Here is a 15777-nt window from a genome sequence, read left to right on the forward strand (position 1 = left end):
CGTCGACCTCGGGCGCTGGATGGAGGACCACCGCAACGCCGGGCTGTCCCCCGAGGAGCTCATGGCCAGGTTCGAGGGGGCCTTCACGTTGTCGCCGAAGGTCCAGCCCTTCGAGCCGTCCCAGTTGATGGACCAGGTCATCAGGCCCTTGAGCTGGCCGTTGAAGCTGTTCCATGCCTGGGAGACCAGCGAGGGCGACATGTAGCCGCCGCCCGCGCCCGGCTGGGCGGGCAGGCCCGGGACCTGCTTGTCATAGGGCACCTTGATGGTGGTGCCCTGGATGACCAGGCCGTTGTTCAGGCAGGTGGTCTGGGCGACGAAGCCCTGGACCGTGCCCGCCGAGTAGGAGTCGCCGGAGCAGCCGTACATGCTGCCGTTGTAGTACTGCATGTTCAGCCACCACAGGCGGCCGTTGTCGGCGTACTTCTTGATGATCGGCAGGTAGGCGCCCCAGATGGAGCCGTAGGTGACGCTGCCGCCGGTCACGTAGGCGGTCTCGGGAGCCATGGTGAGGCCGAAGTTCGCCGGCATCTGCGCGAGCACGCCGTCGATGATCCGGATCAGGTTGGCCTGCGAGGTGGAGAGCTGGTTGATGTTGCCGCTGCCGGTCAGGCCGGTCTCGATGTCGATGTCGATGCCGTCGAAGTTGTAGCGCTTGAGGATCGGCACGACGGTGGCCACGAAGCGGTCGGCGACGGCCGAGGAGCTCAGGTCGATGCCGGCGGTGGCGCCGCCGATCGACATGAGGATGGTCGCGCCGGCCGCCTTGGCCTGGCACATCTCGGCCGGAGTGGCCACCTTCACGGTGGCGTCCATGCCGTCCTCCCACAGCACGGTGCCGTCGGAGCGGATCACCGGGAAGGCGGCGTTGATCACGTTGTAGCCGTGCTGGGCGATGCGCGGGTCGGTGATCGGGGTCCAGCCGAACGGCGGGTGCACGCCGTTGATCGCGCCGTCCCAGTTCTCCCAGTAGCCGTGCAGCACCTTGCCGGCCGGCTTGCCCTTGAGCGCGCAGGTCGGGTCGGGGCCGGTCGGCGACGGGCTCGGGCTGGAGGTCACCGTGACGGTGGGGCTCGGGCTCGGGCTGGAGGTCACGGTCACGGTCGGGCTGGGCGAGGCGGTCACCGTGGGCGACGGCGGCGTGCCGGGGCCGTCGAAGCTCAGGTCGTCGGCGTAGTAGGTGCCCTGGCCGTACCAGCCGTGCAGGTAGATCACCGCGGTGGTCTGGCCGGCGCCGGTGGTGAAGTTCACCGTGAGCTGCTTGTACGCCGAGGGCGAGGAGGTCCAGGTCGAGGCGCCGCCGTTGACGCCGAAGTAGACGTAGCTGCCCCGGACCCACGCGGTGAGCACGTAGGCGGAGTTCGGGACGACGTTCACCGTCTGGGTGCACTTGGCGGTGTCGGAGCCGCTGGCCGCGGCGGCGAGCGCGCCGGACCCGCTGCGGACCTGGCTGGAGGTGACCGAGCCCAGGTTGCCGGTGCAGGACCAGGGGGAGATCGAGCCGGTCTCGAAGCCGGGGTTGGCCAGGAGGTTGGCCGCGCTGGCGGAGGTCTGGGTGGCGAAGACCGCCATGGCGGCGAGCAGGGCCGAGGTGACGGCGATGAGGATGGAGCGGGATATTCGCGTCATGGAGGAACAACCCTTCTGTCGCTCGGGGGGCCGGGCGACGATGGGCGCGGCGCGTGGCCGGGGAAGCCGCGACGGTGGGGGGTGCGCGAACAGCATTATTGTTAAGAAACTTATCTATTGTCCATAGTCCCCCAGGTGCGTTCCCCCTCCCCCCGGGTAGAGGGCCGGCATGAGGTGGAACCGGCTGAGGACGGCCTTCTCGCCGACCGAGGAGAGCCCGCGCAGCGCGCTGGGCCTGCGGCTCGTCCTCGCCGCCTTCGGGGTGCTGGCGGGCGGGGCCGCCGCGGTCGTGGCGGCGGGCAACGGCTGGACGGGACTGGCCTGGGCCATGGCGGCGGTCGCGGTGATCGCGCTGGTCAATCTGGTCGTGGTGCTCCGCCGACGGCGATCGGGCTGAGCCTCCGGGCTTGCGCGCGGGCTCTGCGGTCTCTTATGTTATGCGCCACAACTAAGGCAAGCCTTACCTTCCCGGAGCGCGCATGGGCCGCATGGCCACCTTCACCACGGACGACGTGATCGCCGCCGGCGTCCGCATCGGCCTGGCCGACCTCACCATGCAGGCGGTGGCCGAGGCGCTCGGCGTCACCACGGCCGCGGTCTACCGGCACGTCCGCAGCCGGGCCGCCCTCGACAGCCTGATCGGCGAAGCCGTACTGGACGGGCTCGTCCTGACCGACGACCCCGCCCTGCCCACCGCCGGGCACCTGGTGCGCTTCGCCGGGCAACTACGCGACTTCACCCGCGCCCACCCCGGCAGCGCCGAATACCTGCAGCGGCTCTTCCCGCGTGGCCGCTCCGGCATCCGGCTGCTCGAACAGCAGATCGGCTTCCTGGCCGGGCGCGGCTACGACCCGGCCGCCGCCACCGTGCTCAGCTCCGCCATCGCCACCATCACCCTCGGGCTGGCCGTCGCCGACGAGGCCCGCGCCGCCCGCGCCCGCCTCGACCCGCTCGGCGACGAGGAGGCCACCCGGGCCGCCCGCGACGCCATGGCCGCCTCGCCGCTCATCCAGGCCGCCCTGGCCGGCATCCCGCCGCACACCGGCGACGACTACTTCGCCCTCCTGCTCACCTCCGCCGCCGAAGGCCTGGTCGCGCACCTCCCGCCCGGCCACCCGGTCACCTCGCCGGCTCTCGGAAAGGACCACTGATGGCACGCGGCTACGCCGGGGCCATGATGAAGACCTTCGGCGCGCGCGAGCACACGCTCACCGTCGCGTCGATCGACGACCTCACCCCGCACTACCGGCGCCTCACCTTCGACGCGCCCACCCTCTTCGACGGCCAGCCCATCCCGCCGGCCGCCTGGGTGCGGCTGTGGGCGCCGGACCCGGTCCGGCCGGGACGGGAGCACCAGCGGGGGTACACCCTGGTCGACCCCGACCCGGAGAACGGGCGGGTCTGCCTCGACTTCGTGCTGCACGAGCCGGCCGGGCCCGCCTGTGTCTGGGCGGCCAACGTGCGGGTCGGCGACACCGTCCAGATCACCCGGTGGGCGTCGGGGCACTTCGAGGCGCCCTCGCCAGAGCCGGCGGGATACCTGCTGGTGGGGGACGCGGCGGCGTTGCCGGGGATCAACGCGATCCTCGCCTCCCTGCCTGCTGGGGTGCCGGTCGAGGTGTTGCTGGAGCAGTACCACGCGGACGACCTGGACATCCCGCTCGTGTCGCATCCTCGGCGCACTGTCACCTGGTTGCCCGCCACCGGTGACCCCGGCGTGGTCGCGGCTGCCGTCGCGGAGCGGGACTGGTCGGACTGGTATGCGTGGGTGACCTGTGAGTCCGGGGTGACCAAGGCGGTTCAGGCTCGGTTGAAGGGGCTCGGGTTTCCCAAGAGTGAGATCAAGGGGCGGGCTTACTGGATCAAGGGCAAGGCCATGGGCGCCACCCGCAGCCCCGATTCCGACGCCCCTGCAGAAACCACCCCGACCTCGACCTCCACGACCACCCCTGCTGAGGCCCCTGCGGTCGCGGGCGGCGGGCGGTGGCGCTCCCAGGCGGGAGCGCGCCTGCTCGCCCCGTTGAAGACCAAGCTCCTGCTCGCCGGCGCGTTCCAGGCAATCGTCACCCTGCTCCACCTGGCCCCATACCTGGTCCTGGCCGAGCTCTGCCACCGCCTGCTCCGCGACGGCCTCACCGCCGAAGGAGCGACAGGGCTCGGGATCCTGGCCCTGAGCCTGATGGCCGCCGGCACCGTCCTGAGCGGCGTGCTCGTGGTGGCCATGCACGTCCTGGACGCCAGGTTCGGCCACCACGTCCGCACCACGGTGGTGCGCAAGCTGGCCCGCCTCCCCCTGGGCTGGTTCACCGACCGCACCTCGGGCCGGATCAAGCAGGCCGTCCAGGACGACGCCGCCAGCGTGCACTACCTGGTCACCCACGCCGTGCTCGACCTCGTCGGCGCGCTGGTCGCGCCGCTGGCCGTCCTGGTCTACCTGTTCTCCGTCTCCGGCTGGCTGGCGACGATCCTGCTGCTGCCCCTAGCCGTCTTCGGCATCCTGTCCGCCCGGATGGTCGCCTCCTCCACCTCCGAGCTGGCCCAGTTCACCGTCTGGGAGGGCCGCGCCGGCTCGGAGGCGGTCGCCTACGTGGACGCCCTCGCGGTGGTCCGCGCCTACGACGCCGGTCCGGCCGGTGGCTTCCGCGCCACCCTGGACGAGCGGGCCCGTTTCCTGGAGCGCTGGCAGCGCCCGCTGTCCGGCCGCAAGACCCTGGTCGACCTGGTGACCCGCCCGCTGACCTACCTGCTGCTGATCATCGTGGCCGGTTTGGCCCTGATCTCGGGCGGGCTGCTGGACGCCGCGGGCCTGCTGCCGTTCCTGCTGCTCGGCGTCACCTTCGGCGGCCAGTTGCTGGCCGCGGCGTACGGCATGGGCTCCGTCCGCGAGGCGACCACGGCCGCCCAGCGCATCGGCCTGCTGCTGGACGAACCCGAACTCACCGAACCAGACCAGCCCGCCACCGTGCGCGCGGGCGGGCACACCGTCCGGTTCGAGGGCGTCTCCTTCGCCTACACCCAGGACCACCCGGTGCTGTCCGGCATCGACCTGGAGCTGGCGCCCGGCACGATGACCGCCCTGGTCGGACCGAGCGGCGCGGGCAAGTCCACGCTCGCCGCGCTGCTGGCCCGCTTCCACGACGTGAGCACCGGCCGGATCACCGTCAACGGCGCCGACATCCGGGACCTGCCGCTGGCCGAGCTGTACCGCACGGTCGGCTTCGTCTTCCAGGACGTCGCGCTGATCCGGGCCAGCGTGCACGACAACATCGCCCTGGCCCGGCCGGAGGCCACCCGCGAGGAGGTCGAGCGGGCCGCCCGGGCGGCGAACCTGCACGAGCGCGTGCTGCGCCTGCCGCACGGCTACGACACCGTGCTCGGCGACGAGGGCCGGCTGTCCGGCGGCGAGGCCCAGCGGCTGACCATCGCCCGCGCGCTGCTCGCCGACCCGCCGGTGCTCGTCCTCGACGAGGCCACCGCCTTCGCCGACCCCGAATCGGAGCACCACGTCCAGCAGGCGCTCAGCACGCTGGTCGCCGGCCGTACCGTCCTGGTCATCGCGCACCGCCTGCACACCATCACCGGCGCCGACGCCGTCGTCGTGCTCGACGGCGGGCGGATCGTCCAGCGCGGCACGCACGCCGAGCTGGTGTCCGCCCCCGGCCTCTACCGCGAGCTGTGGCACGCCTCGACCCCGCTGGAGACCCTGGCATGACCACCACCGCTCCCCTCCCCCGGAGTCCGCGCATGATCCCCCAGGCCCTCCGGCTGGTCGCCGACCGCCGGGCGCTCGCCCGCTACCTGGCCCTGCTCCTGCTCGCCTCGGCCCTGCGGGCCGGGGCGGTGCTGAGCCTGGTCCCCCTGCTCGCCGCCGTCTTCTCCGGCACCGCGGGTACGGCATGGCCGTGGGCCGGCGCGCTGGCCGTACTGGTGGCGGCCGGCTGGCTGGCCGACTACGCGGTGGCCGGCGCGGGCTTCACCATCGGGTTCGAGCTGCTGACCACGATCGAGACCCGCATCGTGGACCGGCTGCAGCGCATCCCGCTCGGCTGGCTCACGCCCGAACGCCGCGCCGAGGCGCAACGCGCGCTGACCTCGTCCGGGCGCGAGCTCTGCCAGGGCTTCGCGTGGCTGGTCTCCCCGGCCGCCAACGCCCTGACCACCCCGGCCTTCATCGGGCTCGGCCTGCTCCCGATCGCCTGGCCGCTCGGCCTGGCCGCGCTGGCGGCGGTCCCGCTGCTGCTCGGCGCACTCTGGGGCAGCAGCCGGTGCCTGCGCGCGGCCGACGACTCCTACGCCGCGGCCTCCCGCGAGGCCGGGCAGCGCATCATCGAGCTCGCCCAGGCCCAGCCCGCCCTGCGCGCGGCGGGCCGGGCCGGCGCGGACGGCACCGCGGTGGGCGCGGCGCTCGACCGGCAGCGCCGGGCGGTGCTGCGGCTGATCGGCTTCGGCCTGCCCGGCCAGGTGCTCTTCGGCCTGGCCACCCAGGCGGCCCTGCTCGGCCTGGCCGCCACCGCCGTCGTGCTCGGGCTGCGGGGCGAGCTGAGCGTTCCGGAGATCGTGGCGCTGCTGATCGTCGTCGTGCGCTTCGTCGAGCCGTTCACCACGCTGGCCGAGCTCGCCCCGGCCCTGCAGAACCTGCGCGGCACGCTCTCGCGGGTGCTGACCACGCTGAACGCGCCGGCGCTCGACGCGCTGCCGGGCGAAGCCGTCGGCGAGACCGTCGGCGGGGCCGCCGCGCTGGAGTTCCGTGACGTCCGCTTCGGCTACGAGCCGGGGCGGGAGGTCCTGGCCGGGGTGTCCTTCACCGTGCCGCGCGGCAGCACCACGGCGGTCGTCGGCCCTTCCGGGTCGGGCAAGAGCACCCTGCTCGCGCTGATCGGCCGCTTCCACGAGGTCGGCGGCGGCGCGATCCTGGTCGACGGCCTGGACGTGCGGGCCCACGACCCGGCCGCGCTGCTGGGCAGGCTGGGGATCGTCTTCCAGGACGTCTACCTGTTCGACGCGACGCTGGAGGAGAACATCCGGCTGGGCAACCCCGAGGCCACCGACGAGGAGGTGCGGGCGGCGGCCACCGCGGCGCAGCTCGACGAGGTGGTGCGGCGGCTGCCGGACGGCTGGTCCACCAGGGTCGGCGAGCGCGGCGCGGCGCTGTCCGGCGGCGAGCGGCAGCGGGTCAGCATCGCGCGGGCGCTGCTCAAGCGGGCTCCGATACTGCTGCTCGACGAGGCCACCGCCGCCCTGGACACCGGCAACGAGCAGGCCGTGGTGAGCGCGCTCGAAGCCACCGGCCGGGAGCGCACGACCGTGATCGTCGCGCACCGGCTGTCCAGCATCGCGCGGGCGGATCAGATCCTCTTCCTGGAGCACGGCCGGGTCGTCGAGGCGGGCTCGCTCGCCGAGCTGCTCGCCCTGAACGGCCGGTTCGCCGCCTACTGGCACCAGCGCGAGGCCGCGGCCGGCTGGCAACTCAACCGCACCACCCCCGCCACCGACGCCGACGCCCCCACCAACGCCACCGCTGACACCACTGCCGACGCCACCACCGCTGCCACCGCCACTGCCGCCGCCACTGCCGGTGACCCCGCCGCCCCCAGCCCCGCCGTCCATCTCCCCTAAGCCGCCGCCCGCCCGGCCAGCCGACGCCGCCGAAAATGCCCGGCTGGCCCGGACATATCCCCTATATCGTGCTGCCTGTGCACACCCTGGAAAGCCTGGTCGTCACCCGCCGCCTGCGCGTCCCGCTCCCCCCTGCCACACCCGGGGCCGAGCCGGGCGCGACCGGCTGGGGCGAGACAGCGGCACGGCAGCTCGACGCCGCCCTGCTCAGCGTGGGCTTCAAGTGCTCGGCCCCGCTCCTCGCCCGCCTGGCCGACCTGCCCGGCGCGGTCGTCGTCGACCTGGGCATCCGCGTGCTGGACGCGGTCCGCGGCCTGGTCGGCGACCACGTGCGGCACAACGCCTACTTCATCGACTTCCCCAGGAACGTCCCCGACACCATCGAGTTCTGGGTCGGCCTCCTGCGCGAGTCGCTGCTCGACCCGGTGGCCGTCACCCAGCTCCCGCCCGGCCCGCTGAACCTCCTGAGCCTGCCCGGCTACGGCGTCTACCCGCACAGCTACGCCGACCTCCTGGCCGCGCACGCCGAGTTCGTCCCGCGCGCCGGGGACCGGGTCACCCTCCTCGACCTGGGCGCCGACCTCGACACCGAGGTGCGCGGGCTCTACTTCTCCCTGGCCGCCGCCGAGACCCCGCTGGCCGCCGAGGACCTCACCGCCCTGAGCCTGCTCGCCGCCGCCTGCCCCGGCCACCCCGAGCGCATCCCGGTACGCGAGAACCGCGCGATCATCAACGCCGCCCGGCTGGCCGCCGGCCAGGCCCCGCTCGTGGACTCCGTCACCGACGTGCTGCGCCTGGCCTGCGCCTGCTCCGGCGGCGACGTCACCCTCGCTACCGCCACCCGCTTCCGCTCCTTCCGGCGGGCCGAACGCCGCGCCCTGCTCCAGGCCCTGGACGGCGTCGCCACCCCGGCCAAGCTGGGCGACGTCGGCCGCCATCGCGAGCAGTGGAAGCGCCTGGGCGAACGGCTGCACCCGCACGAGTACCCCCAGTTCCCCGCCGCCGCGCGGGCGTTCGAGGTGGCGCGGGGGGTGCTTGCCGTACCCAGCCTGGACTCGCGGGTGGAGGCCGCCCTGGCCGCGGGCCGTACCGGGGAGGCCATCTCCCTGCTGGAGAGCGCGCCCGGCGCCCTGCTCCGCCGCCTCGACCAGCTCCTGCGCAGCGGCGACCCGGCCGTCCCGCAGGCCGCCGCGCACGCCGTCACCGGCGCCTCCGGCCGCGTGCTGCTCTCCCTGCGCGAGCATCTCCAGAACCGCCTGCTGCCCGCCGCCGGGCGGATCTTCGTCAACCGGTACGGCAGGGCGTGGACCGCCGACGACACCCGCCCGCCCCTGGACCTCGACGTGATCGAGACCATGCTCGCCGTCCTGGACGAGGAGATCACCCGCCGCCTGCCCGACCTCGGCGAGCTGACCGTGGACCCGGACATGCTGCGCGTCGCCCTCCCGCTGTCGGCCAAGGCGGTCGCGCCCGGCCTCGGCATGCTGCCGCGCGGCTCGGAGTCGCGGATCGACGGCGAACTGCTGCGCTTCTTCGTCCACTGGCGTCAGGCCGCGCAGCGCACCGACTACGACCTCGGGGCGCTCATGCTGGACGCCGCCTACGGCGACCCGTCCCACGTCTCGTGGACGAACTACGCCAACAGCTTCGCCACCTACTCCGGCGACCTCACCGACGCCGCCGTCGGGGCCTCCGAGTTCATCGACGTGCGCCTGCGCGAGGCCACCCACCCGATCGTGATCCCGCAGGTCTTCGTCTACGCCGGCGAGCCCTACGACGAGGCCGCGGAGGCGTTCTTCGGCTTCATGACGCGCGACGCGGCACAGGAGGGCCTGCCCTTCGAGCCCCGTGCCGTCCGCATGAAGTCCGACCTGCGCGGCTCCGGCCGCGTCGCGCTGCCCCTGGCCTTCCTGCGCGCCGGCGACGGCACCTGGCGGGCCAAATGGCTCCACCTGTACCTGCGCGGCTTCCCGAACTTCAACCTGATCGAGGGCACCCTCGGCAGGACCGCCACCCAGGTGCGGACGATCGTCGAGCGCGACCACCTCCAGGTCGGCTGGTTCGCCTCGCTCCTGCGCACCCGCTCCACCCCGGCCGGCGGCGCCACCCGCCTCTGCCTCACCCCGCCCGCCGACCTGCCCGCCGGCACCCGCGTGATCACCCCTTCGACCCTGCACGAGCTGATCCCCGCCTGATACCGTGGATCTCGGCGAGGCCATGGGAGGGCTTCCTTCTCCTTCTCTTTCCCAGAATCAGCCTTCCCGCTCTCCTCGCCGCCGATGGTGAGGCCATTCGACGGCTTCCTTCATCCTGGTTCAATTCCAGGTAGCTCCATTTGCGGGGCTACTGGTATCAGCCGCCGAGCTCCCCTCGCCATCGGCACATACCCGGACAACCCTCCGACCTGCTGGAACACCCCCGCGCGCGGTGCCATCCTGGGCGGGTCATGGCGGATCACCCAGCGGCCTCGGCGGCCGCCACGCAGGCCTTCGCGCGCGTCGCCGCGCTCGCCGCCGACCACCACACCGCGCTCGACCCCGCCGTCCGCCTCATGCACGCCCACGCCTGGGTCGGCGGCGGCGCCCCGGCCTTCGCCGCCGACCTCACCCGCCGCCGTGCCGCCCTCCACGCCGCCTTCACCGCCGCGCTCCACTCCCTGTCCGCCCTCGCCGTACGGCACGGCGCCCCCGCCCCGGCCCTGCCCGCCTTCCCCACCCCCGCCCCGGCCCTCGGCCCCGCCCCCGGCTCCTTCCAGGGCATCGACCCCCGCGCGATGACCGCCCTCATCACCGCGCTGACCCGCGCCGGCGACACCCTGACCACGGCCGGAACCCGCCTCACCACCGAACTGACCACCCACGGCCTCCCCACCCACCCTGGCCACACCCTGGGCCACCTCGCCACCTGGGCCACCACGGAAGCCGACGCTCTGCGCAGGCGACTGACGCTGATCCAGCAGCAGGTCCCGGGAGCGGAACTCCCCGCCAGCCTGGCCGCCCACGGTCTGTTCTCGGGGCACGCGGGCGCGGGCACGCTGCTCAGCCGCGTCGTCTCAGGTGACAGCGCCGCGCTCACCGAGTTGCTGGCCACCCAGGAGAGCGGCCGGGATCCCGCCCTGGCCGGGCGGGTGAACGCTTGGTGGCACAGCCTCAGCCACGACCTCCGTGAACGGCTGCTCGGTGTGGCGCGCTTCGGGCTGCTGAACGGCCTCCCAGCCATCGCCCGAGATCAGGCGAACCGTCGCTGGTTGTCGGCGGAGAAGGAGCGGCTCACCCGGGAAATGACCGCCACGGCCGGAAACCCGCTATTGCTGGGTGGCTGGGAGAAGGCGGCCAACCAGCTGCGGCGTCTGGAGTTCGTGGAGAAGGAACTGCGGCCTCACCCTGGATATCCGCCGCCCCTTCTCCTGGGCTTCGATCTGGCGGCCCAGGGCCGTTTGATCGTCTCCTGGGGCGATCCCGACATCGCCGACGTCACCGTGACATCGGTCTCGGGGTTCACCACCAACCTCGACACCGCCCACGGCGACCTCCGCCAATCCCGTGCTCTCTGGCTGCAAGCCACCAAGACCAGCGGTGGCCGCCGCATCGCCACCATCACTTGGTACGGCTACGACGCGCCGCAGCCGGATCTCAGCGTGTTCAACCCAAGCAGGTCGGTCGCCTCGGACCAGCCGGCTCGCCGGGGCGGCGCGGCGCTGGCCGCGTTCCAGGACGGGCTCCATGCCGCTCACCTCCCGTCGGGAACCGCCCGCGTGGTCATCGTGGGGCACAGCTACGGCTCGCTCACCACCGGCCATGCCGCGCGGCTCCGGCCAGGCCGGCTGGCCGACGAACTGATTCTGGTGGGCAGTCCCGGAGTCGGCGTCGACCACGCGGCGCACCTGGGTATGGACCCCCGGCGGGTCTGGGTCGGCGAAGCCGGAGGCGACCCAGTGGCCGCGCTGGGCCGGTTCGGCGCGGATCCCGGCAACGACTCCTTCGGCGCCCGGCGACTGCCGGTCGGGCGAACGGTCTGGACAGAGGCCCACAGCAGCTACTGGGACCGCGACTCCCCTTCGCTGCGCAACCTGGGCCGCGTCATCAACGGCCAGTACGACAAGCTGATCTCCCCGCCGGACCTGACAGGGACGCCGCAGCTTCTCGCTCCGCAGATCGCACCCGACCTCGCCCTCCGCCTCCAGCAGGTGACCCCGCGATGAACCGAGTCCTCCTAGTCCCCCTGGCCCTTCTCACGATTGCCGGTTGCGCAATGCAGGATCAGTCCTTCACCCAGCAACAGGCGCTGGCCCGCGTCGAACAGCTCATCCGGGACACCGCCGCGGAGGTGACCCCCAGGCCCCGCCTCGAGCTCGTGCCTTATGGGACAGAGGCCGAGGAATGCCCGTCCGACGCCGAAGCGAACGGACGGGTCACCGTCAACCGGGCCTACTGGCTTCGAGACGTGCCCAGGGCCGACCTCCTGCGCGTGTCCCGTCAGGTCCGTGCCGCCTGGGAGCGTCAAGGACATCGACTGATCGCGGCCGGCGACGGCGACAACCCGGATCTCAGCGGCGAGTCACAGCCCGATCGCTACACCCTGGCTCTGACCTGGGCGGACGGCGACCAGCTCTACCTCGCCGCCACCTCACCCTGCATCTGGCCCGACGGCACCCCCTCGGCTCACCGCCCCCCACGCTCCAACCGGTAAAACGCCTGGTTCCACCGCAGCTCCTTGACGAACTGTCGTGGAGTCGTCCCCCCGTCGATGACCACCAGTTCCACCCCCAGCATCGTCGCCAGATCGTCCAGTTCCTCCACCCCGACAGCGGTGGAGAGGGCGGTGTGGTGGGGGGCGCCGGCGGTGAGCCAGGCTTCGGCGGAGACGGGGAGGGAGGGGCGGGGGCGCCAGACGGCGCGGGCGACGGGCAGGCGGGGCAGCGGGGCGGGCGGCGGGACGAGGTCGATCTCGTTGGCGACGAGGCGGAAGCGGTCGCCGAGGTCGGCCAGGCCGACGACGACGCCTGGGCCTGGGGCGGCGTCGAAGACGAGGCGGACGGGGTCCTCACGGCCGCCGATGGCGAGGGGGTGGATCTCGCAGGAGGGCGTCCCGGCGGCGATGGTGGGGCAGACCTCCAGCATGTGGGCGCCGAGGATGAGCTGCTCGCCGGGGACGAGGTGGTAGGTGTAGTCCTCCATGAAGGAGGCGCCGCCGTCGGGTGCCATGGCCTTGAGGGTGCGGACGAGGGCGGAGGTCTTCCAGTCGCCCTCGCCGCCGAAGCCGTAGCCGTCGGCCATGAGGCGCTGGACGGCCAGGCCGGGGAGCTGGCGGAGGCCGCCGAGGTCCTCGAAGTTGGTGGTGAAGGCGCGGAAGCCGCCGCTGTCGAGGAAGGCGCGCAGGCCGAGTTCGATGCGCGCGGCGTACCGCAGGGGTTCGGAGCCGAGCAGGCCGGGGGCCATGCGGTACTGCTCGCCGTACTCCTTGACGAGGGCGTCGATGTCGGCGTCGGCGATGGCGTCGACGACGGCGACCAGGTCGTTGACGCCGTAGGTGTTGACCGAAACCCCGAAGCGGAGCTGGGCCTCGACCTTGTCGCCTTCGGTGACGGCGACGTCGCGCATGTTGTCGCCGAAGCGGGCGAGCTTGAGGCTGCGCAGGTCGGCGAGGCCGGTGGCGGCGCGGGCCCAGGCGGCGATGCGGGCGGCGACGGCGGGGTCGCTGACGTGCCCGGCGACGGTCTTGCGCGGGACGCCGAGCCGGGCCTGGATGTGGCCGAACTCGCGGTCGCCGTGCGCGGCCTGGTTGAGGTTCATGAAGTCCATGTCGATGCTCGCCCACGGCAGCTCGACGTTGGCCTGCGTGTGCAGGTGGAGCAGCGGTTTGCGGAGGGCGTCGAGTCCGGCGATCCACATCTTGGCCGGGGAGAAGGTGTGCATCCAGGCGATGACGCCGGTGCAGGCGTCGTCGGCGTTGGCGTCGAGCATGACGCGGCGGATGGCGGCGGCGTCGGTGAGGACGGGCTTCCAGGCGACGGGGACGGGCAGCCGGTCGGCGATCTGCCGGGACTGCTCGGCGACCTGGCGGAGGGTGTCCTCGCCGTACAGTCCCTGGCTGCCGGTCAGAAACCAGATGGTCAACGCGGGCTCCTCTGTCCATAGACGTTCTGGTAGCGGTGGTACAGGTGGTCGATGTCCGGCTGGGCGATCGGCAGGGGTTCGCCGAGCTGCCGGGCGATGTGCACGGTGCGGGCGACGTCCTCGCACATCACGGCGGCCTTGACGGCGGCCGCGGGGGTGCGGCCGACGGTGAAGACGCCGTGGTTGCGCATGAGTACGGCAGGCGAGCGGTGCCCCTTGAGGGTCTGGACGATGCCCTGCCCGATGGAGTCGTCGCCGATCAGCGCGAACGGCCCGACCGGGATCTCGCCGCCGAACTCGTCGGCCATCGCGGTGAGCACGCACGGGATGGCCTCGCCGCGGGCCGCCCAGGCGGAGGCGTAGGTGGAGTGGGTGTGCACGACGCCGCCCACCTCGGGCAGGTTGCGGTAGACGTAGGCGTGGGCGGCGGTGTCGCTGGAGGGGGCATGCTCGCCTTCGACGAGGTTGCCGTCGAGGTCGCACACAACCATCGCCTCCGGGGTGAGCTCGCGGTAGGAGACGCCGGAGGGTTTGATGACGAACAGGTCGGAGCCCGGGATGCGGCCGGAGACGTTCCCGGCGGTCCAGGCGACGAGGTTGTTGGCGACGAGTTCGGCGTGCAGGTCGCAGACGGTGCGTCTCATGCGGCGGCTCCGTTCCTGATCGCGCGCAGCTCGTGCAGCAGCCGGCCGTCGCCGAAGGCGTCGTGCAGGTCGCGGTAGACGGCGTAGAGCCGGTCGTAGGCGTCGGCGCGGCCGGGGTCGGGCACGTAGGCCTGTTCGTGGCGGCGGCCCATGGCGGCGGCGGCTTCCTGGATGCCGGGGTAGGCGCCGGCGGCGACCGCGGCGTGGATGGCCGAGCCGAGCGCGGGCCCCTGGCCGGAGCCGATGACGGAGACGGGCCGGCGCAGCACGTCGGCGTAGACCTGCATGAGGAAGCGGTTCTGGAGCAGCCCGCCGGCGGCCACGAACTCGGTCACCGGGACGCCCGCGTGCTCGAAGGTCTCGACGATCAGGCGGGCGCCGAAGGCGGTGGCTTCGATGAGCGCGCGGTAGACGTCCTCGGGCCGGGTGGCCAGCGTCTGCCCGATCAGCACGCCGGACAGGTGGTGGTCGACCAGGATGGAGCGGTTGCCGCTGTGCCAGTCGAGGGCGACCAGGCCGTGCTCGCCGACCCGCTGGGCGGCGGCGAGTTCGGTGAGGTGCTCGTGCGGGGTGCGGCCGAGCGCTTCGGCCTCGCGGGCGTGGGCGGCGGGCAGGCCGGTGTCGGCGAACCAGGCGAAGATGTCGCCGACGCCGGACTGGCCGGCCTCGTAGCCCCACAGGCCGGGCACGATGCCGTCGCGAACGACGCCGCACATGCCGGGCACCTCGGCCAGCCGGTCGGAGGGCAGGACGTGGCAGGTGGAGGTGCCCATGATGGCCACCATCTGGCCGGGCCGCACCGCGTCGGCCGCGGCGGCGGTGACGTGCGCGTCCACGTTGCCGACCGCGACGGCTGTGCCCTGCGGCAAGCCGGTCCAGGCGGCGGCCTCGGCGCTCAGCCGGCCGGCCAGGCCGCCGAGCGGGGCGAGCCGTACGCCGCCGGTCTCGGGGCCGACCTGGCCGGTGGCGAGCTTGCCGAGCAGTTCGGGGAAGCGGGGGTGGAGCTTGGCGAGGAACTCCGCCGACGGGTAGGAGTCCTGGAAAATCCCTTTGTATCCGGCGGTGCAGACGTTGCGGCTCTCCACCCCGGTCAGCCGCCAGACGATCCAGTCCGCCGCCTCGATCCAGCGCTCGGCCCGGCCGAACACCTCGGGATCCCCCTCCAGCACCTGCAGCGCCTTGGCGAACTGCCACTCCGAGGAGATCTTGCCGCCGTAGCGCGGCAGCCACGGCTCGCCCAGGTCGGCGGCCAGGGTGTTGATCCGGTCCGCGTACGGCTGGGCCGCGTGGTGCTTCCACAGCTTCGGCCAGGCGTGCGGGCGGGTGGGCAACTCCTCGCACAGGGGCACGCCGTCCGCGGTGGCGGGCAGCACGGTGCAGGCGGTGAAGTCGGTGCCCAGGCCGATCACGTGCTCGGGGGCGATCCCGGCCGCGGCGACCGCGGCGGGGACGGCGGTTCGCAGCACCTCGATCCAGTCGCGTGGGGACTGCAGCGCCCAGTCGGGGGCCAGGCGTTCTCCGGAGGCGGGGAGGGTGTCCTCGATGACGCCGTGTTCGTAGACGTGTACGGCGCTGCCGAGTTCGGCTCCGTCGGCCACGCGGACCACCACCGCGCGGCCGGACAAGGTGCCGAAGTCCACGCCTATCACGTAGCTGTTAGCGTTCACATTCAACTCCACGGAGGTGGCCCCGTCGGGGGGAAGACGGCTCAAAAGGGGTGGCCTGAGGGCCTCAGAGAGGGTTCGTAACCTGGGTCAGGAGCGGGTTCAGGA

The 15777-nt window shown here is 73.0% G+C and carries 11 protein-coding genes; 7 read left to right on the forward strand and 4 right to left on the reverse strand.

From position 1 onward, the window contains the following. Nucleotides 1-1629 (reverse strand): glycosyl hydrolase family 18 protein (locus AB0I67_RS41815; RefSeq protein WP_357936310.1); only part of this gene is annotated, 1629 nt, incomplete at its 3' end. Between the two features lie 169 nt (nt 1630-1798). Between AB0I67_RS41815 and AB0I67_RS41820 the strand changes: the two genes are divergently transcribed. The 7 genes from AB0I67_RS41820 (at nt 1799) to AB0I67_RS41850 (ending at nt 11934) form a co-directional block, all read left to right on the forward strand. Continuing rightward, complete coding sequence (locus tag AB0I67_RS41820; RefSeq protein WP_357936312.1) at nt 1799-2026, forward strand: DUF6343 family protein; 228 nt, start codon at nt 1799-1801, stop codon at nt 2024-2026. Between the two features lie 82 nt (nt 2027-2108). After that, entirely contained in the window at nt 2109-2780 is a 672-nt protein-coding gene (locus AB0I67_RS41825; RefSeq protein WP_357936314.1) for a TetR family transcriptional regulator, read from the forward strand. Next, nucleotides 2780-5341, forward strand: a complete 2562-nt coding sequence (locus AB0I67_RS41830; RefSeq protein ID WP_357936316.1) for an ATP-binding cassette domain-containing protein — start codon at nt 2780-2782, stop codon at nt 5339-5341. Before AB0I67_RS41825 ends, AB0I67_RS41830 begins: the two co-directional genes overlap by 1 nt. 32 nt (nt 5342-5373) lie before the next feature. Next, complete coding sequence (locus AB0I67_RS41835) at nt 5374-7245, forward strand: ATP-binding cassette domain-containing protein (protein ID WP_357936318.1); 1872 nt, start codon at nt 5374-5376, stop codon at nt 7243-7245. Nucleotides 7246-7322: 77 nt separating this feature from the next. Next, complete coding sequence (locus AB0I67_RS41840) at nt 7323-9440, forward strand: hypothetical protein (RefSeq protein ID WP_357936319.1); 2118 nt, start codon at nt 7323-7325, stop codon at nt 9438-9440. A 251-nt stretch (nt 9441-9691) separates the two neighbouring features. Continuing rightward, entirely contained in the window at nt 9692-11446 is a 1755-nt protein-coding gene (locus tag AB0I67_RS41845; protein WP_357936321.1) for an alpha/beta hydrolase, read from the forward strand. Further along, entirely contained in the window at nt 11443-11934 is a 492-nt protein-coding gene (locus AB0I67_RS41850; protein WP_357936323.1) for a hypothetical protein, read from the forward strand. The genes AB0I67_RS41845 and AB0I67_RS41850 overlap by 4 nt, the downstream gene beginning before the upstream one ends. On the opposite strand, the gene araA is transcribed toward AB0I67_RS41850, so the two are convergent. Genes araA through araB form a run of 3 tightly spaced genes read right to left on the reverse strand, consistent with a single transcriptional unit; the run spans nt 11907 to nt 15654 of the window. Then, nucleotides 11907-13361 (reverse strand): L-arabinose isomerase, encoded by a 1455-nt coding sequence (araA, locus tag AB0I67_RS41855; RefSeq protein WP_357936325.1) that lies wholly within the window; start codon nt 13359-13361, stop codon nt 11907-11909. The genes AB0I67_RS41850 and araA overlap by 28 nt on opposite strands. Beyond that, nucleotides 13358-14005 (reverse strand): L-ribulose-5-phosphate 4-epimerase, encoded by a 648-nt coding sequence (locus AB0I67_RS41860; RefSeq protein ID WP_357936327.1) that lies wholly within the window; start codon nt 14003-14005, stop codon nt 13358-13360. Before AB0I67_RS41860 ends, araA begins: the two co-directional genes overlap by 4 nt. Next, complete coding sequence (gene araB / locus AB0I67_RS41865; RefSeq protein WP_357936355.1) at nt 14002-15654, reverse strand: ribulokinase; 1653 nt, start codon at nt 15652-15654, stop codon at nt 14002-14004. Before araB ends, AB0I67_RS41860 begins: the two co-directional genes overlap by 4 nt. Nucleotides 15655-15777: the final 123 nt, after the last annotated feature.

Origin of the sequence: Nonomuraea sp. NPDC050310 (assembly GCF_040655795.1) — a bacterium.
In the GTDB taxonomy this organism is placed as follows: Bacteria; Actinomycetota; Actinomycetes; order Streptosporangiales; family Streptosporangiaceae; genus Nonomuraea.